Origin of the sequence: Legionella cincinnatiensis, from assembly GCF_900452415.1 — a bacterium.
Taxonomy (GTDB): Bacteria; Pseudomonadota; Gammaproteobacteria; order Legionellales; family Legionellaceae; genus Legionella; species Legionella cincinnatiensis.
Genome location: NZ_UGNX01000001.1, coordinates 2,206,626 through 2,232,633, shown reverse-complemented (window position 1 = coordinate 2,232,633; position 26,008 = coordinate 2,206,626). Strand labels below are relative to the sequence as shown.

Below are 26,008 nucleotides of genomic sequence, written 5' to 3'. Positions count from 1 at the left end.
AAAGGGTAAAATCTACTCTGTAAATACCTGTGGGCTACGGTGGGCATTATTGTCCGTGCAAGCGATAAAGGAGGCAGAGTGCGAATATCATCAGGGCCCGAGTGAATAAAATAAGTCGCTCTTTGGATGGTCGGATATACGGATGCAAATACTTCACTTTTCACAGCTAATTACTTGCAAAAACGGATGAGTCCATAGACGTAGCCTGGTTGCTTGCAACCAGGATTTATCAAAGGCGGCAAAGATTATCAGGCTTTTGTAATAACAAAGATGCTATTTTATGTGGTGCAAGTTCACAAAGAAGAGCAAAAACCTCAGGGTCAATTACAGATGAGCCAAAACTCGGGGCGGTACGTATTTTTTTACGCTGGCATTAAATCAGGTGAAATCCTGGTTGCGAGCAACCAGGCTACGCGTGCTGCTGCCCAACTCATATTCATCATCCTGATCTACGGGATGGCAGTATACAAATTAGTGGATTGAATAACAGCAATTAATAATTATGGGTAATGATGTGTCTACCTTGGCACTATGCCATCTTCCTTTATGGCGAGCAGAGCGTATGACTAAGAGAGGTGCTATGATGAGCTAATCTATTATTCGGTGCTTAAATATCAGCTATAATCTATTTAAACAGAGGAGACTTTAATGTTATATAGATTTTTTATTAATTATTTTCGGCTTAAATTGCTACGAATTATTTTAAATCGCATCAGAGGTAGTAAGCGAATCAATACGAAAAATCTTAAAATTATCAACATCCTGACCTATTGTCTTGAATTTTTTACAACATATTACTTAAGTGGCAAGCGAAAAATTAAATAAACTCGTTTTTCTAACCTTGCACTGTCTTAAGAAAAATCTAATGATCTAGGGTTATCCAGTAATTTCTTTAAATCTAGTCAATCACGCGTGTTAGTAACATTATCTTTTTTTAACCATCTTCTCCAGTTGAAATCAAGAGAAAGCTCTGCTTTTATACTATAGTTAAATAATCAGTTTATTTAATTTTGTATCCACAAGGAGGTAACTATGACTATAAATTGTTCCGGATGTGTATTGAAAAAACGGATGTAGTGATAGTGGGATGAATCTTAAAGAGATCATTCCCTTAAGGAGATCAAAATGAGAGACACTAAAAAAGATGTTCATTTAACTACAGAAGTCTTTAAAACCCAAGAAGATGCTGAAAAAGCTTACCAAGATGCTATTGATGAGGGTTATACTCCAAAAGACATTAATGTGATGATGTCTGAGGATTCTCGAAGACGATATTATGATTCTGTTTTAGTCAAAGAAGGCTCTAAAGCATCACAAGGCTTGGCAATAGGTGGTGCTACCGGCGCTACGGTTGGAGGTCTTGTTGGGGCTATAGCGGCAGTTGGAACCAGCCTTGTGATACCAGGATTAGGGCTTGTAGTTGCCGGTCCAATAGCAGCAGGGCTTGCTGGCGCAGGAGCTGGTGGAATAAGCGGTGGTTTAATAGGCTCCTTAATTGGGTGGGGAGTCCCCGAAGATAAAGCTAAAGTATTTGAATCCGGTATCAAAGAAGGTGGAATTGTATTGAGTGTCAATGAAACACACCCCAATAGCCATTTATCGTCAACTTGGAGTCATTATAATCATTTCTAATGATTTATTCATTGCGCTCCAAGATTGGAGCGCAATTTATTTAGTGTGCCAATATTAAGCAAGAAAAATTGAAATTACTCATAATTCTTTCTTAAACAAGATATTATGACAATAAATTATTATTTATCTGGATAGCAATAAATCACCGTTCCTTCGTTATTGACAGGATTTAATTCAACAGGATTTACTCCAGCAATTTCGATTTTATTTTTAAGACAACGATATCCTGAATAAGTATAATAATAATCTCCTTCAGGCATTAAAAAGCTTTTTTCAATAGTATAGGTATGTTTACCAGCATCTACTGTTATAGGAATACTTTTCCATGTGTTTGTTTGAGTATTAATAACATTTTCTGCAAAAACACTAGTAGACAATAATAGAAATAGCATGCTGATAATTAATTTTTTCATTTTCTCTCTCCAATGAAATAAAGTCTTTTTTATTAAGCTTTAATTGTTTCATTTTAGTTTGTTTTTGGCGATTCATCTTTGGAGCTATTATGTTTTAATTTGTCAGCACTAGAACTGGATGTTTTCTTTCTCGATGAAGATGAGGCATGCTTAGTAAGCGACGTGCTTGTTTTTGTATGTGATGCTTTGTTTATGACTGACTTTGCAATGGATTGTGTTTGTTTCATCATATCTTTGGTTTTTTCACGAGTATCATTTGATAAATTTATCCATGAATGCTCCATGATATGAAACAATTGATGCATGTAATCTAAGCTTGCATGTCCATTATCTATAAAAATTTGTATGTTTTTTTCTAACAACATTTTGGGATCATTGAATTGAGTTAACTCTCCAGGTTCCATAAAAGAAAATTTTCTCAGTGTTTTTTGATTTAAATCCATGATTTGTTGTATAGGGGTACTGAGGTTTTCTAATGAATTTAAATTGAAGTGAAAGTTTTGCATGGCTATCTCCTTATTGCACTGCACAATACTTATCTTAGCTTAATTCATAGTAAAGTCAAAAGTCTGGAATATCCTAAAAACATTTTTTTGAGGCATCCTTAGTCCAAAAGTTAGTAATATCAATTACTTATTTTAAAATTTGTTTTCTGAGCTCTTCATGTGCATTTACTAGGCTTGGATGGGTAGGGACGGGAAAAATAGCTTGACTCAGGGGTAAAGTTCGGCTTCTGGTCATTAAGAGCATGCAAAACATTACTCATCAGAGGCGGGGAAGCATACTACAGACCATGAACGCAACGAAAAATGAAAAAAGGGCTTTTAGCCCTTTTTTATTAAAACATACTTACAAACTTGGTTTTTGAGCAACTGTATTTTTAAAGACATCATTTTTCAGTGTAAAACTAGAAGTTAAGTTGCTTCTTAATGGATTTAATCTATTTTAAAAAATTTAGCGAAAAGAAAACCAATTCCAGCCGCTATTAAAACGGAAGTGAGCGGTTGCTTTTGAATAGAGTGCGATATGCTCTTAACTGATTCTTGAACATACTTTTCTGCACATTCCACCTCCTTTTTACCTGAAGCATATAAATCAGATGCAGTAGTACCGAATTGCGCGACCAGTTCTTCTGCTTTAGGTTTCGTTTCATAATATGCATTCTTTGTATTTTCTTTGGCGGTCTTATATAGCTCAGAAGCTTTTTTCTTTATGTCTTTTGCATTGTCATTAAAATCATTCATGGTGATTCTCCTTGATGATTGTAAGATGCGATGTGGAGCAGATAGATATGCATGCTCAAAAAAACTAAAATATTAATCTCCTGTTTTTCAAAAAGTAGATTATTTCTACTTAGATAATAAATTTTGTTAAAATTAATTGTTGGCAATTCCAATGGACGATTAAGGTCCGCCTCGTACAAGCAGTACAATAATTAATATGAGGAGAATTAAACCTACACCACCACTGGGGTAATACCCCCACCCACTACTGTAGGGCCAGGAAGGCAATAAGCCGATTAAAAGAACAATTAATATAATAAATAAAATGAGATTCATCATTAAATTCCTTTTTAAGTATACTCTTTAAATATAGCTTAAAAATAAAAACTATCTTCGGGCCTTAAATTGGATTCTATAAAAGGAAAATTCCCTTTCATTGAGACGATATTATGTGGGATTTATTCTATTTTTAATTATAAGCTCAATTTTATAGGATATGAAAATGAGTACTGCAAAATTAATAGAAATATTTCCTAACCTAGTTGCAGCAGAAAAAGCTTATAAATATGCTTTGGATTGTGGCTATGTCCCTAAAGATATAGCCGTTATTATGTTAGAAAATTATTATGATTCTAATTTAATCACGAAAGAAAATACCAATACTTTAGAGGACATAGGGCGTGGTGGTGCTACAGGAGCTACTATTGGGGGTATATTAGGACTGATTATTGCGATGGGAGGAAATTTTATTGTTCCAGGAATTGGAGTTATAATCGCAGGCCCCATTGCTGGATTGTTTGTAGGAACACTAATGAGCTTTAGGCATTTCTGAAAGTAAAGCTCAAGAGTATGCGGAGGCAATAGAAACTGGAAAAATAATTTTATATATTGAAACTATGGATAATACTGATATAGAAAAGAAGTGGGCGGAAATAAAAAATGAGGGACTAACCCTTTAATATCTATTTAGAGCATCCTTTGGGACAAGGGTAGATAAAGTATTCGAAAAAAAGAGCTGGAAATTTCCAGCTCTTTTTCAGATTGATTAATCTTTTGCTTCACAGGTGATTTTGGTGCAATCACGGCAGTTTTGAGCAGCAAAAGCAAAAGATTGGGCAGCGGCGCCAGCGGTATTTGCCATTTTATCATCTGCTGCTTTATCAGCAGCTACATCGCTACTGCTGGCATTAGTGGTACAAATCCATTTAGAGCTCATATCTGTTTGCGTTGCTGCAAAACTGACGCAAGAGCCTAAAATAAAAAAAACTATAATTAACTTGTTCATAACTTCTCCTTGTTAATTTTAATGTCTTGTTTCATCTTGAAAGTCTTTGATGGCTTTTTCTGCTTCATCTCTCGTATAACCATAATGTTTTTGAAGTTTTCCAAATAACTCCTGATGATTGCCTTCAATAACTGTCCAGTCATCATCAGTTAATTTACCCCAAGTTTGTTTCATTTTACCTTTTAGTTCTTCCCATTTGCCTTCAAAAATGTCTTTGTTCATTTTTATCCTCCTTGAGTGGGTAGATCGCTGTAATTATAGAAGATTTTACATACTTTTGAATTTCTGTACTTCTTGGTCCTCTTTTTTGCATTTCATTCCATAACAGGCGCTAATACAACTTGAGATGGCACTTAAGAAAAATAAAATAAATAAAATCCACCCATTCCAGGCTAAATGCTCAGGGTTATTTTTCATCATTTTTGGAACATTAGATTGAGTGGCAATTGTACTATTATCCGTAAGCGTTGAAATTTGAGTGGGGGCTAAGGCTGGGTCTAAATTTTCTTGATGAAAAGAAACATAATGTATCATTGGTAAGGTTAATAAGGCACTTAACGTTAATGCCAGACTCCAAGTAATAAATCCATAAATCACGCCACCATGACAATAGCAGTGATAGAAACGCGCTAAATAACCGGCAACAAACCCTGCAACACCCATCGACACAATGACGCCAATTAATAAACCTAAGACGCCTCCTATAGCGATAACAGTGGCACCGCTAGATGTGGACGAATATGCGCTTAATCCAATAGCCATACTAAAAATATTCAATAAAAAACTAAGTCCTAATCCTACAAATGCACCAGCAAAAATTGCTGACCAATGCAGTTTAGTGGCAGTAGTTTTATAACATGTCAAATTATCCATAATAAAATATCCTTATTAAAGGTGTGAAATTAACCAGATTAATATTAATAAGCTCACTGGAACGCCTAATAACCATGCAATAATGTAGCCCATGATGTTTCTCCCTGCGCGTTTTAAAACTTTATGATCCTTTAAAATTATAGAATAAAACTAATAAATCACATGCTTTTATCTAAATGATAACCTTAGGAAAGCAATATTATTTAACTATAAAAAATAGCACTGTTCTTAAAATGTGCTATACCTAATAAGACTTATTTTTCTTAAGGAGGAGAAAATGAATGCCATCGACTTTTTAATTATGGAGCATAATCGAGTCCGTACAATGCTAACTGATATTGCTGATGATTCGCATCGTTTTGAGACCCAACAAAATTGTTTTGAGCGTTTGGGCAAGGATTTAATTCGTCATGAAGCGATGGAACATTCAGTATGGTATCCTTATTTTAAGGATAATTTACCAGATACTGTGAAACATTTATTAAAAGAAGAAAACATGGCGGAGAAAGAAATAAAAAAGATGAATGAATTAAAAACAGAAGCCGCTTGGAGAAAGCATTTTGCAAAATTTAAAGAAGATGTGCGGCATCATGCGAAAGAAGAAGAGGAGAAGTTATTCCCGGAAGTTGCAAAACTTCTTAGCGAAAGTCAACTGCTTGAAATTGGTTCAAAAATGGCTGCTTTTAAAAAAAATTATCACTAATAATTCTCATATGCATCTCAATCTTGGGATGCACTATCTTTTTAACCTAATATTTGAACGTTAAAACTCAATTAAAATGGAGTGCAGTTGATCTGGATAAAGGACATGCTCTTATTCATTTGGATGAATCTAAAACTAAAATAGTCATTCCTGTTTCTTTGAATAAACAGCTATTTCAATTATACAGTCACAAAAAGGTAAAAACTCTGTTTATATATTTACCTGCCAGAGTAAGCCTGTTACTCGATGTAATAATCATGCTTGGAGAAAAGCACTCGTACGAGCAAACATAAAGGATTTTCACTGGCATAATTTACATTATTTGGTATGTACAGAATGGAACTGCTTTGTATGAGTTACAACAACTTAGTGGGTGGTCAAATTATGAGACGGTATTACGACGATATGCACATCTCTCAAGTGATCATTTGAAAGTGGCTTCAGAGCGAGTTTATGACACAAGGCTTTAACTAGCTTATTGATTTTACTTGATTAAAAGAAAGACCAAGCTTGTGTTCTTTATTCATTTTCTCCTATCTTCGGCAAACCTTTGGGTTGCTATTTAATGAATCCACTTGACTGATGCGTCCAATAAGTATGATAAGCGCCCTTAATTGCTAGTAGTTCGTTATGCGTTCCTGACTCTACAATATGACCATTTTCAAGCACTATAATTTTATCCATTGCTTTTAGTGTAGATAATCGATGTGCAATAATGAGAGCAGTTTTTTCTTCGAGTAACGTTTCCAATGCCTCCTGTATCGCTAGCTCTGTTGCAGAATCCAAAGCGGAGGTTGCTTCATCAAACAATAAAATAGGGGCGTTTTTTAAAAGTGCACGAGCAATGGCAATACGTTGTCGTTGGCCTCCTGACAATTTTACGCCCTGTTCCCCAATAATGGTGTCATATTGATGCTCTAGTGAGGTAATAAAGTCATGACATTTGGCTTTTTTAGCAGCTGCAATGACGTCTTCTTTGCTAACGTGCCCACAACCATAAGCAATATTTTCAAAAATGCTGCGATGAAATAAGTTTAAATGTTGTGGAACAATAGCAATCTGACTGCGTAATGAATCCTTAGTAAAGGAGGCAAGATTGATATCGTCTATCTCAATAGTTCCTTCATTGATATCATATAACCGCATAAGGAGTTTCATTAATGTTGTTTTCCCAGCACCGGAACTCCCAACAATCCCAATCTTTTGTTGCGCAGGAATGGACAAACTAAAATTTTTAAAAACTGGTGGCAGAGAAGGGTAAGAGAAAGTGATGTCTTTGATTTCAATATTCCCTTTGGATATTTTATGGCTAGAGGCGGTTTCCCTGTCAGCTACATCGGGGTGATGTTTCAATAAGTTTAAGCCGTCTTGTAATAAACCAATGTTATAAATGAACTCTAAAAAGCAATTGCCGAGGCTGCTGGTTAAGCCAGCAATGGCTGTTACCGCGGTCATTACGAATACCAGTTCACCAATACTCACTAGATGGTTTACGTATCCGATAATGGAACCGATAAGATAAAATGCAACAAGTGCATTCATGGCAAGATGCTGCAAAAACATGACTTTATTGGCATGACGATTTCGAAGGCGTTCTTTGTCAATCAAGTCATACATATTGTGTTTGAGCAATTTTGTCTCTTGGTCAAAAGTGGCGTTATGAATAACAGATTGAATATTCCCAATAATGTCTACAATATGACCATTAAAGACACTGCAGCTGTCTGCAAATGTGGCGGCTTTTATTTGACCTACTTTGGCCGATTGATACGTATAAATGATAATGGCTATTCCCCAAACCCAGAGTACCATGCCAAAATAAGGGATCACAGTGGACAATAAAATACCCGTGATCAAAATTGCTAAGGATTGGGGGAAAATTGTGAAAAATAAATTAACTATGACCGGTTCTAATCCTATGCAAGCATTCATCACTTTATTAGATAAAAATCCTGATTTTTTTGCTTCAAAATAATCGATGGATTGTTTCCCTAAATGAGTAAATAAGTTGTTTACCATCTCGGATTTATATGCGGGAATGCTTAGTAGTGAAAATAAGCCGCCGGCATAATAGCCAACACTTCGTAAAACGTGGATGCTTATATATAAGCATAATGGAACAAGAACAAATGAATATATAGAAACAGATTCAAGACCATGAGTTTTGATTCTGTCGATAATAACACCAAACAGATAGGACATATACGGCAATGTAAATGCCCAAAATAATCCAAAAGCAATGAAAAAAAAGGTGCTACTTTTATGATGACGCATATAGTCGAATAATAAATTCAATACGCTTGATATTTTATTGTCGTTATTTTGGATCATAATTTCTTTCCCAATAGCTGCATCCTGAGGATCACTTTCATCACCATTATATTTGTCTTTCTGAACTTTCCTGTAAAAAATTTTTTCATTTTTCCGTAATATACGTATTTTTAAATAATACTTCATTTATTTATCAGACAACTTAATTGAAAGTTTATGTGTTAAGCAATCACTTAATGTCTTGTCCTAATTTTCCTTGTCTTTATAAGATACTAGAATACCATGCAGTAAATTGACAGAATAACCACCATAATTTTTATAATCATATACAAAATTTTGTTCAATCATTGATAAATCAAATTTCTTTGACAGTGCTAAAGTAAAATTACTGAGATAAATAGTATCTTCATCAGCTAAAATGTTATGAAAGTGTGTATCCATATTAAGAGAATTATTCTCATGCATAAAATCATAAACTTTTTTAAATGATTGACTCAATTTAATATACTTTATTGAGTCTAATTCAGAGAAGAATGAAGTCATAGCAAAAACTGTGGGTAATTAAAAGGCTAATCAACCACATATATAGAGCGCATTACTTTTGAGTTTATTTCACCTACATGGATATTGGATAATTCTAAAGTGACTATAAAGAAGATTTTAGAAGAAAAATTTTGATAGGTTTTCGATATGCAGAAAAAAGTATCTTAAAAGCAATAACAAAACAAATTGAGCGACCTGATGCGATCATTACTTCCGAATTTTTTAAGCATTAGATTATCAGATCGAGAAATCTTCAAATTTCGGCTGGGAGCATAAGCATCAACTTGCTTTTTTGTATCTTTGCTTGGCTCATCCTTGGGTTGTTGCTCATTGAAGAATACTGGCTACATATCCATGTACATAATCAATGATGGTTGTCTCACAAAGACTAGTAAGCTCTGATATTTATCCATTTGACAGATTTACTGACCTTAGTAGCATTACACTTGCTCGTTGAATCATCACATAATGTTTAATTAGTCAATACAAAACCATGGCTAGCGATTTACAGGAAATGCAAGAGACTTTAAGGGCAGATAAATTGAGCAGAGAATTTTTTATTGATCTTTATTTCCCTTTTGATGAAGGAACCCGGCATCCTTAGAAAAGCACTGCTATTGTCTGCAACAAGAACTAGGAGAACAAGATGATAGTGATCATAAGGCTACTATCTTTAACATGAACAACGAGCTTTAGACTGCTATGCAAGATTGTTGACGGCTCAAGAACAAGCTCGGCAGGACCCTGCGTTAGCTGGTGCTTTAAAAACTGCCGTGGATAATAGGGTAGTAATGGCTTTAAAGGCTATTCTCTCAAACTTGGAGTGCTTGTATAAAAACGGGTGAAAAGTTAGAGTTTTCCTGGAGTATCTGCAATGGCTCTCTCTGAAAGGACTTCTCGCTCTTCTTTAGATACATGCGCTATCTGTTTCTGTAAATCATGAGTTTTAAATAAATTGAAATAACGCTTATAGGAGTCTGGTTCATGAAGATTGCATTCATTATAAGCTTTATTTTCCGCCTCTTTGGATACTTGTGTATATTGCATTCTACCCAGCGACTTTTTAAATTTTCGATGTGCATCGATCAGTAACGCGTGCATTTTACTTGTCGAAAACGCATCATTCGCTGCAATTCGGCCCGCCTCTTCTACTAAGCGAACCATTCCTGGGTTGTTTTCAATTTTTCGTGATTCTTCTCTATTGGTTAATATACTATTTACAATGAGTTTAATGGGTAACAGAATACTAGTTGCAGCAAGAACAACTCCCAACCCTATTTCTGCCAAACCATCGAGCATTCTAGCCGCGGCTGATTTGAAATTTGTCTTTATTTCATTCCAGTGCATTTTGAACTCTGCCATTGTTGACAAATTAATAAATACAGTATAGGTAAAAATTGCTAAATTAACCGGTGTAAAAACAATGAACGCTAATGGGGAAAATACAATTTTAGCAACACCTTCTAAAATATGTCTCAGCGCATTAAGTGGCTGCAGTAAATCTTGATACAAATAGAAGTTAGACTTATAGGTCTTAAAGTATTTTTTAAAATGGTCTTTTGTTTGTTTCCCATATTGAGAAAGAGGCACTGGAGTGCTGTTCAATACTGCAATAAAATAGTTTTTACGATGCGGATATGCTGAATCAAGTGAAGGCGGATTAGAAGGGTTTTTCCGCGCTTCTCGCTGATTAAGATAGTACAATTCGGCATAGCGCTCTGCCTGAGTGGTATTCATAAGAAAATCTCGACCAAGATGCCTGTTCAAAAAAGAGGTTATTGATTCTGTAAGACGAGCGATATACTTGCTATAGTCTGCCACTTCCTTAATTTTACGAGGCGCTAAATCTTGATCGAACCATGTAGCGTAGGCAGCAAGTTTTGCTTTGCGTTCTGTTTCAGATTCTGTATTTAAAGCAACAAGTGCTTTTGACATATTTTCCAAGCCAGCATTAACACCCTTAAAATAGGATAGTCCTAATGCTGCATCACCGGCTAGCATGACACAGATTAACCGACCATTAACTTCTTCGTATTTAACAACCTGTTTGGCGCGAGTAGCTGGAGCTTCATTGACACTTAATCTAATATCAGACATATCAATTTGCTCGCCAACTTTATGTTTTGTATAGTGAGCTAGTCTAAAGCCAAGATATCCTTTTACTTTCTGCATAATTCCATCAGGGATATGTTGAAGCTTAGTCTCTTCCTCATTAAAAGGTTTAATAGGATCCTTAGCCGTTGCATAAGGTTTTAATGCATCAAAATCTTCCTTAGGGATCATGATTTGCATCGTTATAGGCGTTATTCCATCGGACCGTTTGCCGACTATCTCTTCACCCACAAGCCCATAAGCTTGTAAATAAGTAGGCCAAGTGGGTAAATCTACTTTATTAACTGAACTAGGACCGGATACTTCAAAGCGGACCTGTAAGACATAATCATACGAGTTCTTAATCTGATTTTCTATTCCAAATACCTGAGCAGATACTGTGCTGTGCGTACCGTCACATCCAATCAAGCATTCAAGCTTAGGATATTGATCATAGATTTGCTTCTGTACATCTTTAACTTCTTTATGCTGAATTTTAGCCCCCATTCTTAGGGCAATGTTTTTTAGTATTGTCTCGAGCTCATTGATTCTAATTGCGGAATTTTCTTGCAATCGCTTTTCTAATTCAAGGAGCTCTGGAATGGATTTTTTACCTTTTGCTCCTATTGCTTCCATAAATTCGGTAAGTTTAGCAGCACTAAATCGAACTACATGTTTACGAGTATATTCTTCTCGTTTTTCCAAAATCAGTACTTTTCTCTGCGAATTTTTTTGTAGTAATCCGATTGCATTTAGCAAGCCAATGGGGCCAGCCCCCACAATAAGAGTATCAACTTCAGCATCTGAAAATGAAGAATCTACTGAATTTCCTGATTCATTATTTTGCGTCATTTGTTGTCTTAAGGGTGCACGGATTTCTTGTTGGCTTTGCATTCAATATCTCTTAAAGTTTTATGAAATAAAAATAAACTTTATGATAATAAATTATTATTAAGTGAACATTAGATTGAGTATGGGGAGATATACCCAATTTGAGTTAACCCATATTTTTTTGAGGCCTTAATTACTGCTGTCATATTTTTAAGTTAAATAAAATCAAATGGTTATGATAAAAACTATAAAACTGAGAGTTGGATTGAACTTTGTTTCATAGTTACAGAAGAAAATAATTAAATTTATATAGAGCATTACAAAGAAGTAACTTTTTTACCATGGATGAAGGTTAGGCAAATTAATTTATATACCAGCTAGTTTTCCCCTTTCTCTAAAATAACTTAAAACAACAGGAGGGGAGAGATTAAAAAGTTCCTTGGTTTTTACATCGTCTTACTCATCTGAGCGAATTTTTTGAATAACAGTCGGAGAGAGGTCTGCTCTTTCGGCAAGTTTTCTCACAGCCATTTTGCCATTTTACATGAGAGCTTTGGTGAATTCATATAAATCTACATTCCCTTTGGGTGAGGAATTTAAGCTAGGTAGTAATAAAAAAGCTTATGGTCCGTAAGTTACGCTGTTTTCATGATTTGTTTTTATCTCATTTAAAGCACGCGTAAATCGTCCATACCATATTTCAATATTTCTCATTTGCTCTTCCGGCTCCGCGTCTACTCTGATTTGAATGTATTTTTGACCATCCCAAGCATTGGAGTATTTCGTTGTTAGTTCCTGTTTGATGTTTATTATCTTTAAAATTTCTTTATTAATAAAACGGGCCAGTTCATTTCTAGAATTCATGCTCACTATATGTATTTTTAATAAGTCCAATAATTCGTTATAAAATTCTCTTGCTTTACTGCTATTCTCTGTAGAGGCTGGATAAGGTTTTACGACAACCCCCCAATGTCTATCCCTTACAAGAGTTTTTTCCCAAACTCTTTCGTTCATAGGTTCTACTAATTTTTTTGTATGAAGTAAATAGGGTAAGATTATATCATTGAGTGTTTGCTCAATCCTGTTTTTCTTTTTCTCAAGGTTCAATTTATGTAACTTAAAAAAATTATGTTTTGATATCATGATTAAAAACTCACTAAAGAGAAAAGGTTATTTTAGACATTAATTTTTTGCCGCAATTGCATTAAGTTCAGCATCTGAAAATGAAGAATCTACTGAATATCCTGATTCATTATTTTGCGCCATTTATTGTCTTAAGGGTGTACGGATTTCTTCTTGGCTTTGCATTCAATATCTTCTAATAAACTTTATGGTAAGAAATTATTATTAAATGAACATTAGATTGTGTATGGGGAGATATACCCAATTTGAGTTACGAGGCCTTAATCACTTAATGCATTACCCTAGAATGGGTCTTTCAAGCCATCTTGATCAGACAGTGGAAATTGAAGTACAAAGTGGAGTTAAGTCTTGAAGAGATAGCTGAATTGTGTAATCCAACGCTTAGAGGATGGATGCAATATTATGGCAAATATTCTCCATCATGCCTTGAGCCAGTCTGGACCCAATTCAATATTGTTCTGGTAAATGGACTCTGCGTAAGTACAAAAAGATTTCCACATTGGCAAATTGGAGTAGGAAGAAACTTTGCTTGATGGGAGCCGTATGAGTCGAGAGGTTCACGTACGGTTCTAAGAGGGGCTGATGGGGAAGTTCCGTTGGCCTACTCACCTTAAGGTTTTGTGTTCTTGATTAATGCCCCCGGATTTGGGGATGAGCCCATTTATTTAAAAATGGCGCGCCCGGAAGGATTCGAACCTCCGACCCCCTGGTTCGTAGCCACATTGATCAAGAAAATTGTTTAATGAAATCAGCGGGTTGTGATGTAACAAAATGAGCAACTACTGCCTTAAACTGCTTGAAACAACTATGGTTATACTAAAGTTTGTTACAAATTTGCTACGCAAGAATTTTTGAAGCCTTGTCTATATAACTCCTATTTTAGGTGGTCTGTGTCGCTTTTGCCCCATAAACCCAAAATTCAAAAAGTTGGATTAAAAATACGTTTCTCTAGGGAACTTAGAATTAAAATCTTTTTGCAAAAGTTCAGGAGTAATATATTGGCTCATATAATACTTACTTAGTTCACCTTCTTCGTTTTTTGCTATGTCCTCCATTTTTTTACAGTACGATATTAGTGGGTATCAATGGAACCAGTACCATGAATGGTATGGATGAGACTTGGTAAATTTAATTCATGATTTGGTGGTTCATTATTCACCGTATTAAAATAATAGAGATTTAATATCACATTTTCAGGTATTAAATTTGGATAACTGCAATAAAAATGTTTTAAGGGTACTAAGACTTGCTTAAGTAAATCATCATAAACATTAAAATGAATACTTGCTTGAGGGTGGTATAGTGCAATTCGATGCATTTGAGGATATACAATGTTTATTTTATCTTCGGAAAAGGTAAATTCTGAGTGGGGTTCTTGCAAAAGCTTATCTACGACTTCATTTGATACACAGTTTTTTAATAGATTTAAATTTTTTTCCTGTGCCACCTTATTGATACAATTAATGGTAAATCCGGGTTTACGATTTGCGGTGATATCTGCTAATAATAGAGGATCAAACTATGCCCCCAATGATTTTGCTCAAACTTTTGCTACAGGAAATGCCAAGTTATTTTCATTGTATATGCTATTAGGGCAATCCAGACGGCTACTTTGCCGATTGGAATTACTTGTAACATAATCAACAGGATATTTTTTGTTTACTTTTTGATGATTTAGATACTCAATCACAGGTTTATGCACTTGCCAATTTCGCTAGGTTCCGTATATCGCAATCTAAAACACCCATCATGATCAATTGCACTAACACGAACAAGCTCACCAAAATTTTTTGTCATTGTTCTTGTGGATCGCGTAAAAAATAAACTTCTATTGGGAAAATCTACTAATTTGCTTAGTTGTCTGAACATATCTCGAAATTTATGCAATTATATTATTTAATGCTACAGCAATCAGATAATATAATCGAGATTAAACCAATAGATAGTTTGAACCACAATTGAGCCAAAAAAGCATTACACGAGCATCAGGATAGCAAAATTCTTTACAAAGACTAGCAACGATAATCAAGGCAAAGAGAACTCCTTGAGAGTTTTTTATTTCTAAGGGATAAGATAACATACTACCTAATTTTGGAGCATTAATTGATGTAACTAGAGCGATTATTGCATTTAATCCTATAGCTAAAAAATTTTCTTTACACTGCTCCGCAATGGCTGCAAATCCAATACTTTGCCCACTAGCACTTAACCCAAGAGCTAAAAAGCGGACCCCTGTTAGTGTTTTTCCATATGGAAAATATATAATCCCTGATAGGGATACTATGGTGTAAAAGCACTTGCCAGCATTACAGGCTTTCTACGTTGCACTTTATTAGATATAAAACCAAGCAAGGGGCAACCTAACGCATAACCCAACCATACTAATGTTATCATATAGGAAGAAAAGGATAGGGAAAATCCTTTTTTTATTTGGATTTTTCTACAAATAACAATGTTAGTGCAGCAATAACGATACCAAAGACCGCCATGCTGAAAAATATAACACGCCATTCAATTATAGATGAGGTTAGTGAGCCTGCTGCAACCATTGGTCCTCAGGTGCCAATAAATTGAGAAAGACCTATAAACAAAGCGATATTTGCTCTAGGCATCCAATCATAAACCCAATTAACAGACAATTTAATAAAAGATTTTCTCCTTAGAAAAGTTGTTATGCTCAGTTCATAATACTTTTGTGGGTTCCTATATATGGTTGCAGTCTTTCATCTGTATTTTTTGTCTTTAGCTCTTTAAAAAAACTCAATTGGTTAGTAGGTCTTTGTGTATATGTTTTATTTGATTTATGAGGTTTGAGGGAGGTTGATGAGACAATTGCGTTTGAGGGATTAGTTTCATTTTTTTCTTTTAAAAAATTTTTTAATGTTTTTATAAAAGAGTCTACTTCTTTGTTAATGGTGGTGTTATATTTTTTTTTCTCTTTCCTAAAATTGGGGAAGTTGTGCGTAATCTCAAAATATGCAGAATGAAAGCTTATTTTATCAAAAATCAGATCTGAGTTTTTCCTTTGAGGAGTGGATTCTAACTCTGGAACTATTCCCATATTTTTCGCTGCGATTTGATACCGTTGACATTCAAATTTCATTTCTTTTATCTGGGGGATTAAGCTTTTATATAGCTGTTTATGAAATGGGCTTAGAACATCATCCTCTTTCTTTTTGATAACATCTTCTATGTGATGACAAAGCGGTAAAATATTGAAACTGTAAATCTCCCATAATAATGTTAAATTTTTGGATAACTGTGATTTTTCATATGGGAGTCCTCCTAATCCTAATTTAACCTTATCTTTTTTACCATTATACGTATCTAACAATTTTTTAAGTTCAATAATGAAATAATCGAAAACTTTAGCTTCTTTAACTTCGTGTATGGGATAATCAATTATATTTTTCTCTTTTATAATTTTTTTACAAAATCTATAAAGTTTATTTCTAGAGTGAAAATTTTCTGCAATCGAACCGATTCGTGATATATCTGCTAGCATTTTGTTAGTTTGCTCTGTAGTTAGTTGTGATAAATCTGAAAAGACAACAGAATTTAAATAATCGGCCAAAATGATGTATTTCTTTAACTCTTTTTTCTTTTCCCAATAATTATTAATCCTCTTCATGCTTTTTGTCCAAAACTGTTGATTTGGGGGATCCTTATAAGAGAAATATAGAGGCAGGACGGCTATTTTTTGAATATCTTCTGTGAGAGGAGAAAGTCTTAGTAATAATTCATCAATAAAATATGGATTGATAGAGAATTGGACGTATTTTTCCTTATTTTTTCTTATTTGATCGCTTTGAAAACAAATCAAATTATTAAACTTTAATGGATTTTCTTTTTTCCACAAGCTATAAAGGTTTTGAACCGTTTCTTTGGTTGCTAAAGTTTTCTTTGTTTTTAAAGATACTTTTTCAAATAATGAGTTTGTTGGTTTTTTAATGATTTGTTCCGCAGAAGAAGGACTCTCCATTTTTTGAGTAACATCCCGATCAGCTAACTCCTGTTCCTTTTTTGCTATGAGTTCCTTTATGGTGTCAATGTTGTATTGCATACCAAGATGTTTGGATAAATAGTCTTTACAACCGGGGGTATTCAGACACAGATCTAAGGTGGTCTTATCACAAATGTTATTATTGAGTTGCTTTATTATGATTTGGATGGAACTGTTAAAAAGTAGGAGGTAGAATTCATCACTTTCCTCTGGGTGATTTTGAAGATAGTTAATAATCTCCGCACTCAAACTTTCTATTAAGAACAATGGATTGGGTTTATTTTGTTCAATATCCTTCCTAGCCTCATCCATTATATCGATTAGAATATCTCGTAATAGTTTTTCAATAGCTTGCTCTAATTCACTGTCATATTCATACATTACGATTTATCCCTATATGTTTTAAGTTACAAATAGTACATTGCATTATATGTTGATATTAAATTTATTTAAAACAAATCTAGCTTTCAACTTAATGAATATATTTAATTCTAGAGTTTAAGCAACAAGATTTGCATTATGCAACCATTAATAATCAAGAGATTATGCTTTACTGAATCATCCTGACACGGTAAGCAACTTAGAAGTTGAAGAGGGATGGCACTAGACTACGCCGCGGATGGTACAGATCGGCAGTTGTTAATTGCTAAGGAAGTATTTTCCACCAAAAATCAGGTATTGTTCAGCTCGTTCACAATGCTGTGTTGCCCCTCTAGTTGAGAGCCCATGATGGTTGTATATATTTATTTTATATGCATTGCGCTGAGCTTTTTTCATTAACTCGCCTTTCTCCAATCGATTTGCTTTCATAAGCTTCTCAACTTTAGTTTTCATTTTGCACCTCACTATTTTTTGCTTTCATTTTCCATTTTATGATCTTTAAATGAACGGCTGATGAGTTGTTATGTCGCAAAAATGACAACGAGCTTTTTTATTGAAATTCTTGTATAATCCTTTATTAGTTAACCCCGACTAGAATTCTTATTTAAGAACTCTAGATATCGCCGGCGTAGTAAGGTAGTGTTAAACAATTGTTTTTCAGCTTGAAAGTGCATCGCCTAACTTTGAGTTACTGTACTTTATTTATCGGATGAACTAGGTATTGAAGCGGATGCTAGAGATATAGGTAGAAAAGGGTAATACCTTTTGCGTTTCAAATCACCAGCAGGGGCTCAGCGCGCTCTGGCGCTCATGGGTAAAACCAGAAATATCTTCTATGGGGCTGCTGCCGAGACTCTTTGCTCCTAAAATTCGTTCTCATAGCTCTCTTGCATTATCAAAAGTTACAGTGAATGAGTTATACCCTACATTTGCTTATTTCAAAAGCGTCCACTATGAAAACAACCCATTAATAATGAGCATTTAAAATTCAATAGTCTTTAAGTTATCTAACTTCATGAGCATATTCATCTCGTGATTACGAAGACTCCTTTAGATTTGTCCAGACTCATTTCATTTTGAAAAATTCTTCGCCTTGATTTAAATAATAAACCAAACTAAAATGATTATGATTTTTTTCATGTGAAAATGCTGTGTATTTAAATAAAAGCCCTTATCAAACATTCTTTACAACTAAACGTTATTATACGTCTCACCGTCTATCAGATTATTCGTAATTTTTTTATGTCCGTAACTATTAACACTTAAATAGTGTACAACACAATAATTAGCTATATGTATGTTGGTTCAATAGGGCTTTTGTAATCAACATGTATTTTTACGGGTTGATTTACCTATTTTTTATCCAATAACTTAATACACGATATAGGAACTTATGATTTATCACCAAATATTGCATCTTACAAATACAACGAGCGAAGAATTCATTTTTATATTTAACTCTATCCCTGAAGGGGTTACCCACCTTGATTTGAGATATAATGCTCTGGCCTACAGAACTAATCATGAATTAGCCGCAGCTTTTGCTGCTATTAAAGATAGCGTGACTTATCTTGACTTGTCCGAGAATAGTATTCTAAGCAATAGAGCAGGTGCTGAATTAGCCTTGTTCTTTAGCTTTATCCCAACCAATATAACTCATCTTAATTTGCAATGGAATGGTCTTTATCAACAAACAGGTACAGAGTTAGCCTTGGCTTTTGCTGGACTTCCAATAGGTCTTGCCTATCTTGATTTAAGTAATAATTTCTTGGGATATATGAGTAGTGCTTCATTAGGTGAGGCTTTTGCAGCCATACCAGTCGGTATCACTCATCTTAATTTAAGTAATAGTAAACTACATCTATTAACGGTGACTGATTTAGTGCAGGCTTTACAGGCAATTCCATCCACAGTTGCCTGTATTGACTTAAGCTATAATGAACTATTTCTCAATAAAACATACGCTGAACGTGATGCGATATTGAATGCATTAAAACCTCTTGAGCAAAATGGTAGGCTGCTTCTGTCCCATAATGGTGAAGCTTCTTTTGCTCGAGCTTTATTACCGTTAATGTCTGCTATAAAACAAGAAATAGTTAGTTTTGATGTGGCAAGTGAAATTTTATCTTTCCTTTTACCAGAGCAAGCACACCTACCCAGCAGGTCAATAATTCGTAACAAAATCATCAAGTCAGTTACAGCAAATGAAGGGGAGTTGCTTTATGCAAGTTACCGGCGTCACGGCGGCTCTTTTTTTAAATCAATATCGTCCCCTATAGAGCAACTCAATAATCAGATTAATGAAAAATTAAATGAAGCAGAAGTGGCCAGCCTAACCTTGAATTATTTCTGTTTATAAACACGAGTTGCATCAATACGGTGACTGACGATTAATATTCTTGCTTTGATGTTATACGAAAAAGAGACCTGTTGAAAATTTTTACACACTTAAGGACGTATAACTACGTCCATAATAAGGTGCTCTTAAGATCGTCCAAAATGTATATATACCGCTCAATTTTTCTATTTAGATTATAATTAAGTATATTGATTTTAATTAGAGTATGTATTTATGAAACGAAAGTTGGAAAAATCTGAAAGCTCACAAATAGGAATATTTAAAAAGAAAAAAGTGGATCCCCCTCCTAAAGAAAGCAAAGTGCTCATCTTGGAGCTTTACTCTCATTTTGAAAAAGAAGAAAAAAATAGTGAAAACTACAATCATGAAATTACTGGAAACCTAGACGTAGGAGTACCATTAAGAAAACGGTACCAGCAAAATGATCATTTCATTTATTCACTGGATGAGTCAATGGTTATCGATATCCAAGAGAGTCTCCATCAAAGACAAGCAAGTGATGTGGTTCATAATCTAACTAAACAAAATGGTCTTATGCATTTTAAAAAATTGTTAGAAAATATTGAGACATTAATCATTGTTGCACAAGGTAATCTTGATGATGATAAAATAGCTGGATTAGAAGTTGATGTTTTTTTGGAGCTGCTGAAAGAGGATTTGGAACTAGAAGATAAAAATCTCCCCTACTTGGAGGTTTTTGCATGCAAGATGGGACAGTCAGATAGTTTTAGAATAGCATTGAAAGAAAACTTATCCGGTATTGCATCTAGTTTTATTACTTATACAACACTTCTTTCCGCAAATGAACAAGGCAGGGTATTTATAATAGAGAATGAAGATGACTCCGTACAAATAGAAGGCGAAGATCAGAGGGATAGATTTATCGTGGTTGATAAAATAGAACCCAAGAAGCATGAGTTGAACCCCTCATAGGTTTTGTCACAAAAAATTGCTTCTTCGTGATCCAATATAGTTAACTGGTGTTTTTCATTACAAACCTTCATGCTGTAAATCAGTCACCGACTGATTTGATGGAAATACTGCGGTTGCCTGCAAAATTTAAACGAGAAAAAAATTATTGCATATTTCTAATGATGGAAAAAGCATTATGTCTCTGCTGAATCAATACTAACGAGTCTTTTAAATATTTCGGCAATGGAAAAGGTTCAAGCGTATACCGCTTTATCGATGAGCTTGGGATCTTATTTTATGCCACTGTATTTACGATGATATTGGAGTATTTTACAGCGAGATAGGTAATATTTTTTGCTAGCATGCCCTCTCTTTTCCTTCTGATTTCTCTACACTATCAAACCGCAGTATTGACCGTAAGTTGAGCGCTCAAACAAACCCTAACCCCAGGAGTTTAAGTGATTGTTGATTCTACAGGAATTAAGGTGTATGGAAAACCGGAATGGCACCAGGAGAAGCATGATGCCAAGTCAAAAGGAAGAACATGGCGTCCATATGGCCGTTGATGAAAAACATCAAATTATTGCCGATGACATCATGTTTGATTCCATAGGTGATACGACTGGCGCTTTTTATTTACTTGCTTAAGTATGGGCATGATTTTAACGAGGTGATGAAGGAGAGGGCTTATGACTGCTTTGTCCTTAATGAAGCTATATTACACTACATCAGGCAATTTATTAATAAATATTTAAAAACTAGAACTCCAAAATTCTACCCATCTATCAGGTGTTGGAGTTTCTCGGAGTGTACTAAATGTCGCTTAAGCGACATGTCACCTCATTTTTCGATAACCGCGAAAGGTTAAAATTAAATCATAAAGATTATTAATTTATCTTTTAGGTTAATTTTAAATGAGGTGTGCCATGAAAACAAAACTAGACAAATCAATCCTTTTTAAACAAGGAAACGCTGGTGAGCTTTTTCAATCGTTTATTCAAAAAGTTGATAAAAATGCCAAGCCTAATCAACTTGAAGAAATTATCGCTGTTGCAAAACCCCAAGTGATAGCTCCCGTAAGCAAAAATAAATATACCAGGCAATTTGAAGTTATTGTTTCCACTTTACTTACCAATAAATCCAATATTGTCTTTACAGAAAATAATGGCAAATATTTTATAAATGTAAGTGGGAAAAAATTCGACCTGGATGAAATTCTGGGTAACATGCAACGTGCTCAAATAAATTTGTCTCCTGAACAACTAAATCAGTATGTTAATTATGTTGATACAGAAGCAACAACTAAAAGTGCATTTCAGGGTGGGAAAATTAGTTGCAAGGAGCTAAAAAAGAAAGCAACCAAATTACAATATCTTCATGAAGGAGAGCTTGCTGGATTAAATATATACACCCAAGATTATTATAAAGACATGAATGGTTTATTAAGAGGTCAACATCTTTACAAAGGAAGCAATCCAAACTTTCAGGAAAATATGCGTCAGGTAATACTTCATAGCGCAGCAGCACTCTCAGGAATTAGTAAAGGACAAAACCATAAACTTCCATTGACCTTCCGGTACGACGGGAACACTCTTCCGAAGGATATTCTAGATGAAAGAATTAAATGCGCCCAGTCAAAAGGTATAGAACTAGAAGTGTATGAAGACACAGCTTTTGTCAGTAGTGCTTTTGAAAAGCCTGTGGAGCATTTTAAAGGACCCACTCGAACCGTATTTTATGGAATGCAAGGATTGGATATAGGAGAAATTTCGTATTATCCTACTGAGCGTGAATTTTTAATTGCTCCTGGTAAAGTCAAATACCTGCATCATCGTGAGGAAAATGGAAAACACTATTTCTTGGCATGCCCAGTCACCCCTCCTGCCAACATAAATCAAATATTAAATTTGCCAAGTGGTGGTACTTATAAACAGGCTGAGAACCTGGTAGTAAAAGCAGAGAAAGATATGGTAAAAAAATTCGCACAATTTGCTCTTGATGTTACAAATCAATATCTTGAGGGCAAAGCTGAAAAAGATAAAAGCAAATGGTCAATTTTAGCTAATATAGATAATACCTATGGTAAAGGCTCTTATAAAATTCAGTTTGCAGAAGAAATAAAAAAATCCATGAATGGATTGCTTGACAATTTAGAAAACGGATACATAGAACATACAGCCGCTCACAATAGAATTATTGAAATTCTTCATCAGGCAATTCAAAAAGCCCAAAACATAGATAATATCTCCTTATCTTATGCTAAAGGGTTAGATAGTGCTGGTGTACTTTCTAAAACCTTACAAAATATCTGTTCTCAGGTTGAGAATGAAATGAGGGGATTAGATACGTTCAAAAGTTCAATAACTGAATATTTTGCAGAGCATCAAAGCTTTTTTGAAAACCCCAGAAATATTGATGTAATTAATAAGTTGCATCAAGATCATCTATCAAAACCATACGACCCATTAGAAAAAAACAACGACCCCAATCTTGGCGATTGGACTTTAAGTTGCGGTAATAATAAAATTCTTCACAGACCCAACCACGGACTTTCTCACACTTTAAGAGGTGCTGCTATTGTTCCAGAAGTATTTTATTCCTATGCAATGCATTCCAACGATAAGAAGACCAGAGATATGGTTCTAAACTTAAGCAAGAATGACATCAAACGAATGCAAGTGGCCATGTTATTTTCTGTTGTTGGTAGAAAAAGTGAACTGGGATTTGCAGATAACCCAGGGGTATATGGAGGATACAGAAAAGACAGCGCGGAACTTTTTGAACAGTATGCAAAAACGCATTATAAAGACTTATTTACTTCACCAGAGCAAATTGCTTACTGGAAGCGCTTGGTACTTGATTATGGAAACCCCGGCTTTCATCCCGATGCGAACAAACCCGAACAAGCAATCATAGCGAAAATAATGAGACAATGTCATTGTCTGGATTTATTAAGATGCTATCCTAAAGATGAATTTGCGAAGAAAGTAACCAAACCGCTTCAAGATGACCTGGGGATTGACGTAGCTAGCAACCTGGTAAACTACTCTAAAACCCTTATTGAAAATACAGGAGATAGATTAATCGGTACGAAGAGCTACAATTTACAAGAACATTGGCTCAACAACACTGATGTATCACACTGCATCAGTACCCTGAACTCAGCATCACAACATGCACCGCACCAACAATATGTTGTGAAGCATGAGGAAGAGGAAGCCGTAGATTCGGATATGTGGGTTACACTAAGCTAGCCCCAAATAGAGAGAACACCTTGTTTCGAGTCATGGTTAAACCAACTCGGGATGAGAGGTTCTCTACCCCAACAAAGCTGTTTTTTAATCATATCTCCATCAATTCGGTAGCTATCCTAAACTTGTAATTTTCTCATGTAAACGGAACCCATCCTTTTCGGATGTGCTCTAATAGTTTTTGCCACTCCAGTTAAGAGATAATGTACTTAACTGGATAAAAGAATGGTATTAAGAAAGAAGTATTCAAAAGAATTTAAACTTGATGCAGTGGGTCTGGTATTAGATCAAGGCTATGGTTGCACAGAGGCAGCTAAGAGTTTAGGAGTTCATCAGGCTCTTCTTAGCCGCTGAAATAGTGAATACAAAGAACCTGATAGTGGGGTATTTAGAGGCAACGGAAATCTGAGCGGAGAGCAAGCAGAAATACCCCAGTTAAATGAAGAAAGTAAACAATTAAAGATGAAGAAAGAAATCTTAAAAAACAACCGCAAGACACGATCTTGCTCTGTTAAATAGAAACTCCTCTGAATTTTTCAATATAATTTTACCACCCAAAGAGAGCGACCGTCCGCCTATTGGTGGTTTTATACCCCGTTAAAAAACATGGTCCAGGGCGTACTGCGAACCCGGCATTGGAGGCACACTAGTGACCCCGTTTAGGAAGGTGATTATTCATTGCTACCCCGCTCTTTGGTTGATTTAATTTGAGAGGAAAAGAATGAGCTCATTTAATAAAAAGTCTGGCATGCCTATTATCCATGCTAATGCTGCAGGGATTGATATTGGATCCAAATTTCATGTTGTAGCAGTAGGCAACAATTTATCAAAAGAACCAGTCCGCACATTTCAAAGTTTTACAACTGAACTTCATGAAATGGCAAAATGGCTTCAAGAGTGCAAGATAACGAGCATTGCTATGGAATCAACAGGTATTTATTGGATTCCTGCTTTTGAAATTCTTGAAAGTTATGGCTTTGAAGTATTTTTAGTCAATGCCAGAGAGGCAAAAAATGTTCCTGGACGTAAAACCGACGTTAATGATGCGCAATGGATTCAGCGGTTGCATCAATATGGATTGTTGCGTGCTAGTTTTAGGCCAGGTAAAGATATTGCGGTATTGCGAGCCTATATAAGACAGCGCGAGCGTTTGTTAGAATTTAAAGCTTCTCATATTCAACATATGCAGAAAGCTTTAATGCAAATGAACCTACAATTACATCACGTGGTTTCAGATGTGACTGGAGTAACTGGAATGAAAATTATTAGAGCCATTATTGCTGGTGAATATAACCCTAGGAAATTAGCTTCCTATAGGGATACCCGTTGCAAGGAATCAGTAGAAGCGATCGAAAGCGCATTAATGGGTAATTATCAAGAAGAGCACCTATTTACTTTGAAACAAGCTGTCGAGTTCTTTGATTATTATTCTGACAAAGTCAGTGAATGTGATAAGTGAATAGAAATAACATTAAATCTTGTACAGAAGAAAAATGAATCACCAACAGAGCCATTGCCTAAAGCAAAACATCGAACTAAGCAAACCTAACGATTTAAGTTTTGATGTCAGGGCAGCTCTATATCAAGTATTGGGGATTGATTTAACACAAATTCATGTTATTGGACCCTCATTAGCACTAAAGTTAATCGCTGAATGCGGCAATGATATGTCGCGTTGGCCAAACAGCAAGCATTTCACATCTTGGCTTTGTCTATCACCAGGCAATAAAATATCAGGCGGAAAAGTATTATCGACCCAAACCCGTCGTTCATCGAGTCGAGCCGCTGCAGTCTTAAGGTTAGCTGCTACGACATTCGGAAGAACCAGTACAGCACTGGGTGCTTTTTATCGACGATTAAGCGCTCGAACAGGTAAATCAAAAGCGATTACGGCTACAGCAAGAAAGATTGCAACTTTATTTTATAATGCGATACGTTATGGCATGAAGTATATGGATCCTGGGGCAAACTATTATGAAGAGCGTTATCAAAAACGGCTACTTAGTAATTTATCAAGAAAAGAAGCGGCTTTGGGATACACTCTACAGGAAAATCCGAACCCTTATGTAAAAGGAGTTTCTTAGGAAGGCAGAG

At 35.1% G+C, this 26,008-nt stretch carries 26 protein-coding genes and 1 pseudogene; 13 read left to right on the top strand and 14 right to left on the bottom strand.

All coding sequences use genetic code 11. The features are described from left to right. The first annotated feature begins 213 nt into the window (after nt 1-213). Nucleotides 214-483 carry a hypothetical protein gene (locus DYH34_RS10000; protein WP_058466477.1) on the top strand — a complete coding sequence of 90 codons (270 nt, stop codon included), beginning with the start codon at nt 214-216 and terminating at the stop codon, nt 481-483. A gap of 642 nt (nt 484-1,125) precedes the next feature. Continuing rightward, on the top strand, nt 1,126-1,632 hold the full coding sequence (locus tag DYH34_RS09995) for a hypothetical protein (protein ID WP_058466476.1): 507 nt from the start codon (nt 1,126-1,128) through the stop codon (nt 1,630-1,632). Between the two features lie 119 nt (nt 1,633-1,751). Here the strand turns inward: DYH34_RS09995 and DYH34_RS18055 are convergent, their stop codons facing one another. The 4 genes from DYH34_RS18055 to DYH34_RS09980 form a co-directional block, all read right to left on the bottom strand. Next, nucleotides 1,752-2,045: a hypothetical protein gene (locus DYH34_RS18055; protein ID WP_058466475.1), complete on the bottom strand. Its 294-nt coding sequence runs from the start codon at nt 2,043-2,045 to the stop codon at nt 1,752-1,754. A gap of 53 nt (nt 2,046-2,098) precedes the next feature. Then, the gene (locus DYH34_RS09990; RefSeq protein ID WP_058466474.1) at nt 2,099-2,551 is read right to left on the bottom strand and encodes a hypothetical protein; all 453 of its coding nucleotides are present in this window, start codon (nt 2,549-2,551) and stop codon (nt 2,099-2,101) included. A gap of 429 nt (nt 2,552-2,980) precedes the next feature. After that, the gene (locus DYH34_RS09985) at nt 2,981-3,289 is read right to left on the bottom strand and encodes an ElaB/YgaM/YqjD family protein (RefSeq protein ID WP_058466473.1); all 309 of its coding nucleotides are present in this window, start codon (nt 3,287-3,289) and stop codon (nt 2,981-2,983) included. A 159-nt stretch (nt 3,290-3,448) separates the two neighbouring features. Then, a complete protein-coding gene (locus DYH34_RS09980) occupies nt 3,449-3,607 on the bottom strand; it encodes a DUF3309 family protein (RefSeq protein ID WP_274519459.1) in 159 nt (52 codons plus the stop codon). 163 nt (nt 3,608-3,770) lie between these two features. On the opposite strand from DYH34_RS09980, the gene DYH34_RS09975 reads away from it, so the two are divergent. Continuing rightward, nucleotides 3,771-4,100 (top strand): hypothetical protein, encoded by a 330-nt coding sequence (locus DYH34_RS09975; protein ID WP_058466472.1) that lies wholly within the window; start codon nt 3,771-3,773, stop codon nt 4,098-4,100. A 213-nt stretch (nt 4,101-4,313) separates the two neighbouring features. Here the strand turns inward: DYH34_RS09975 and DYH34_RS09970 are convergent, their stop codons facing one another. Genes DYH34_RS09970 through DYH34_RS09960 form a run of 3 tightly spaced genes read right to left on the bottom strand, consistent with a single transcriptional unit; the run spans nt 4,314 to nt 5,426 of the window. Continuing rightward, nucleotides 4,314-4,553 carry a hypothetical protein gene (locus tag DYH34_RS09970; protein ID WP_058466471.1) on the bottom strand — a complete coding sequence of 80 codons (240 nt, stop codon included), beginning with the start codon at nt 4,551-4,553 and terminating at the stop codon, nt 4,314-4,316. 18 nt (nt 4,554-4,571) lie between these two features. Continuing rightward, nucleotides 4,572-4,775, bottom strand: coding sequence for a CsbD family protein (locus DYH34_RS09965; protein WP_058466470.1), 204 nt, complete (start codon nt 4,773-4,775; stop codon nt 4,572-4,574). 45 nt (nt 4,776-4,820) lie between these two features. Continuing rightward, on the bottom strand, nt 4,821-5,426 hold the full coding sequence (locus tag DYH34_RS09960; protein WP_058466469.1) for a hypothetical protein: 606 nt from the start codon (nt 5,424-5,426) through the stop codon (nt 4,821-4,823). A gap of 277 nt (nt 5,427-5,703) precedes the next feature. On the opposite strand from DYH34_RS09960, the gene DYH34_RS09955 reads away from it, so the two are divergent. Beyond that, nucleotides 5,704-6,129: a hemerythrin domain-containing protein gene (locus DYH34_RS09955; protein ID WP_058466468.1), complete on the top strand. Its 426-nt coding sequence runs from the start codon at nt 5,704-5,706 to the stop codon at nt 6,127-6,129. Nucleotides 6,130-6,194: 65 nt separating this feature from the next. Next, nucleotides 6,195-6,599: pseudogene (locus tag DYH34_RS18600) on the top strand (tyrosine-type recombinase/integrase); the annotation flags it as partial. An 88-nt stretch (nt 6,600-6,687) separates the two neighbouring features. Here DYH34_RS18600 and DYH34_RS09945 read toward each other — a convergent pair. The 4 genes from DYH34_RS09945 to DYH34_RS09930 form a co-directional block, all read right to left on the bottom strand. Beyond that, the gene (locus DYH34_RS09945; RefSeq protein WP_238589583.1) at nt 6,688-8,586 is read right to left on the bottom strand and encodes an ABC transporter ATP-binding protein; all 1,899 of its coding nucleotides are present in this window, start codon (nt 8,584-8,586) and stop codon (nt 6,688-6,690) included. A 60-nt stretch (nt 8,587-8,646) separates the two neighbouring features. Further along, nucleotides 8,647-8,841 (bottom strand): hypothetical protein, encoded by a 195-nt coding sequence (locus DYH34_RS09940; RefSeq protein ID WP_131775181.1) that lies wholly within the window; start codon nt 8,839-8,841, stop codon nt 8,647-8,649. A 951-nt stretch (nt 8,842-9,792) separates the two neighbouring features. Then, nucleotides 9,793-11,928, bottom strand: a complete 2,136-nt coding sequence (locus tag DYH34_RS09935; protein ID WP_058466465.1) for an MDR/zinc-dependent alcohol dehydrogenase-like family protein — start codon at nt 11,926-11,928, stop codon at nt 9,793-9,795. Between the two features lie 558 nt (nt 11,929-12,486). Then, nucleotides 12,487-13,008: a hypothetical protein gene (locus DYH34_RS09930; protein WP_058466464.1), complete on the bottom strand. Its 522-nt coding sequence runs from the start codon at nt 13,006-13,008 to the stop codon at nt 12,487-12,489. A gap of 305 nt (nt 13,009-13,313) precedes the next feature. On the opposite strand from DYH34_RS09930, the gene DYH34_RS09925 reads away from it, so the two are divergent. Further along, nucleotides 13,314-13,541, top strand: coding sequence for a group II intron maturase-specific domain-containing protein (locus DYH34_RS09925; protein ID WP_274519458.1), 228 nt, complete (start codon nt 13,314-13,316; stop codon nt 13,539-13,541). A 539-nt stretch (nt 13,542-14,080) separates the two neighbouring features. Here the strand turns inward: DYH34_RS09925 and DYH34_RS18385 are convergent. From DYH34_RS18385 to DYH34_RS09905, 3 genes are all read right to left on the bottom strand, one after another. Next, nucleotides 14,081-14,455 (bottom strand): hypothetical protein, encoded by a 375-nt coding sequence (locus tag DYH34_RS18385; RefSeq protein ID WP_238589582.1) that lies wholly within the window; start codon nt 14,453-14,455, stop codon nt 14,081-14,083. Nucleotides 14,456-15,685: 1,230 nt separating this feature from the next. Then, complete coding sequence (locus tag DYH34_RS09910) at nt 15,686-17,392, bottom strand: hypothetical protein (protein ID WP_058466463.1); 1,707 nt, start codon at nt 17,390-17,392, stop codon at nt 15,686-15,688. Nucleotides 17,393-17,650: 258 nt separating this feature from the next. Continuing rightward, nucleotides 17,651-17,845: a hypothetical protein gene (locus DYH34_RS09905; protein ID WP_058466462.1), complete on the bottom strand. Its 195-nt coding sequence runs from the start codon at nt 17,843-17,845 to the stop codon at nt 17,651-17,653. A gap of 940 nt (nt 17,846-18,785) precedes the next feature. Between DYH34_RS09905 and DYH34_RS09900 the strand changes: the two genes are divergently transcribed. From DYH34_RS09900 to DYH34_RS18235, 7 genes are all read left to right on the top strand, one after another. Beyond that, nucleotides 18,786-19,751, top strand: a complete 966-nt coding sequence (locus DYH34_RS09900) for a leucine-rich repeat domain-containing protein (RefSeq protein ID WP_058466461.1) — start codon at nt 18,786-18,788, stop codon at nt 19,749-19,751. A 225-nt stretch (nt 19,752-19,976) separates the two neighbouring features. Further along, the gene (locus DYH34_RS09895; protein ID WP_131775182.1) at nt 19,977-20,684 is read left to right on the top strand and encodes a hypothetical protein; all 708 of its coding nucleotides are present in this window, start codon (nt 19,977-19,979) and stop codon (nt 20,682-20,684) included. Nucleotides 20,685-21,182: 498 nt separating this feature from the next. Next, nucleotides 21,183-21,311, top strand: coding sequence for a hypothetical protein (locus DYH34_RS18545; RefSeq protein ID WP_274519457.1), 129 nt, complete (start codon nt 21,183-21,185; stop codon nt 21,309-21,311). Between the two features lie 278 nt (nt 21,312-21,589). After that, nucleotides 21,590-23,917 (top strand): SidE phosphodiesterase domain-containing protein, encoded by a 2,328-nt coding sequence (locus DYH34_RS09890; RefSeq protein WP_058466459.1) that lies wholly within the window; start codon nt 21,590-21,592, stop codon nt 23,915-23,917. Between the two features lie 222 nt (nt 23,918-24,139). Further along, nucleotides 24,140-24,268 (top strand): transposase, encoded by a 129-nt coding sequence (locus tag DYH34_RS18725; RefSeq protein WP_083502822.1) that lies wholly within the window; start codon nt 24,140-24,142, stop codon nt 24,266-24,268. A gap of 367 nt (nt 24,269-24,635) precedes the next feature. Beyond that, the gene (locus tag DYH34_RS18240; protein WP_202972255.1) at nt 24,636-25,373 is read left to right on the top strand and encodes an IS110 family RNA-guided transposase; all 738 of its coding nucleotides are present in this window, start codon (nt 24,636-24,638) and stop codon (nt 25,371-25,373) included. 34 nt (nt 25,374-25,407) lie between these two features. Continuing rightward, a complete protein-coding gene (locus DYH34_RS18235; RefSeq protein WP_202972254.1) occupies nt 25,408-25,998 on the top strand; it encodes a transposase in 591 nt (196 codons plus the stop codon). Nucleotides 25,999-26,008: the final 10 nt, after the last annotated feature.

Bases quoted from the DNA above. Each gene is read 5' to 3' on its own strand.
- DYH34_RS09890 (WP_058466459.1), top strand. From the start codon at position 21,590: ATGAAAACAAAACTAGACAAATCAATCCTTTTTAAACAAGGAAACGCT.
- DYH34_RS09900 (WP_058466461.1), top strand. From the start codon at position 18,786: ATGATTTATCACCAAATATTGCATCTTACAAATACAACGAGCGAAGAA.
- DYH34_RS09930 (WP_058466464.1), bottom strand. From the start codon at position 13,008: ATGATATCAAAACATAATTTTTTTAAGTTACATAAATTGAACCTTGAG.
- DYH34_RS18725 (WP_083502822.1), top strand. From the start codon at position 24,140: ATGGTATTAAGAAAGAAGTATTCAAAAGAATTTAAACTTGATGCAGTG.
- DYH34_RS09905 (WP_058466462.1), bottom strand. From the start codon at position 17,845: ATGAAAACTAAAGTTGAGAAGCTTATGAAAGCAAATCGATTGGAGAAA.
- DYH34_RS09940 (WP_131775181.1), bottom strand. From the start codon at position 8,841: ATGGATACACACTTTCATAACATTTTAGCTGATGAAGATACTATTTAT.
- DYH34_RS09985 (WP_058466473.1), bottom strand. From the start codon at position 3,289: ATGAATGATTTTAATGACAATGCAAAAGACATAAAGAAAAAAGCTTCT.
- DYH34_RS09935 (WP_058466465.1), bottom strand. From the start codon at position 11,928: ATGCAAAGCCAACAAGAAATCCGTGCACCCTTAAGACAACAAATGACG.
- DYH34_RS09975 (WP_058466472.1), top strand. From the start codon at position 3,771: ATGAGTACTGCAAAATTAATAGAAATATTTCCTAACCTAGTTGCAGCA.
- DYH34_RS09945 (WP_238589583.1), bottom strand. From the start codon at position 8,586: ATGAAGTATTATTTAAAAATACGTATATTACGGAAAAATGAAAAAATT.
- DYH34_RS09955 (WP_058466468.1), top strand. From the start codon at position 5,704: ATGAATGCCATCGACTTTTTAATTATGGAGCATAATCGAGTCCGTACA.
- DYH34_RS09960 (WP_058466469.1), bottom strand. From the start codon at position 5,426: ATGGATAATTTGACATGTTATAAAACTACTGCCACTAAACTGCATTGG.
- DYH34_RS18055 (WP_058466475.1), bottom strand. From the start codon at position 2,045: ATGAAAAAATTAATTATCAGCATGCTATTTCTATTATTGTCTACTAGT.
- DYH34_RS09910 (WP_058466463.1), bottom strand. From the start codon at position 17,392: ATGTATGAATATGACAGTGAATTAGAGCAAGCTATTGAAAAACTATTA.
- DYH34_RS09990 (WP_058466474.1), bottom strand. From the start codon at position 2,551: ATGCAAAACTTTCACTTCAATTTAAATTCATTAGAAAACCTCAGTACC.
- DYH34_RS18240 (WP_202972255.1), top strand. From the start codon at position 24,636: ATGAGCTCATTTAATAAAAAGTCTGGCATGCCTATTATCCATGCTAAT.
- DYH34_RS09965 (WP_058466470.1), bottom strand. From the start codon at position 4,775: ATGAACAAAGACATTTTTGAAGGCAAATGGGAAGAACTAAAAGGTAAA.
- DYH34_RS18235 (WP_202972254.1), top strand. From the start codon at position 25,408: ATGAATCACCAACAGAGCCATTGCCTAAAGCAAAACATCGAACTAAGC.
- DYH34_RS09995 (WP_058466476.1), top strand. From the start codon at position 1,126: ATGAGAGACACTAAAAAAGATGTTCATTTAACTACAGAAGTCTTTAAA.
- DYH34_RS09970 (WP_058466471.1), bottom strand. From the start codon at position 4,553: ATGAACAAGTTAATTATAGTTTTTTTTATTTTAGGCTCTTGCGTCAGT.
- DYH34_RS09980 (WP_274519459.1), bottom strand. From the start codon at position 3,607: ATGATGAATCTCATTTTATTTATTATATTAATTGTTCTTTTAATCGGC.
- DYH34_RS18545 (WP_274519457.1), top strand. From the start codon at position 21,183: ATGATGCCAAGTCAAAAGGAAGAACATGGCGTCCATATGGCCGTTGAT.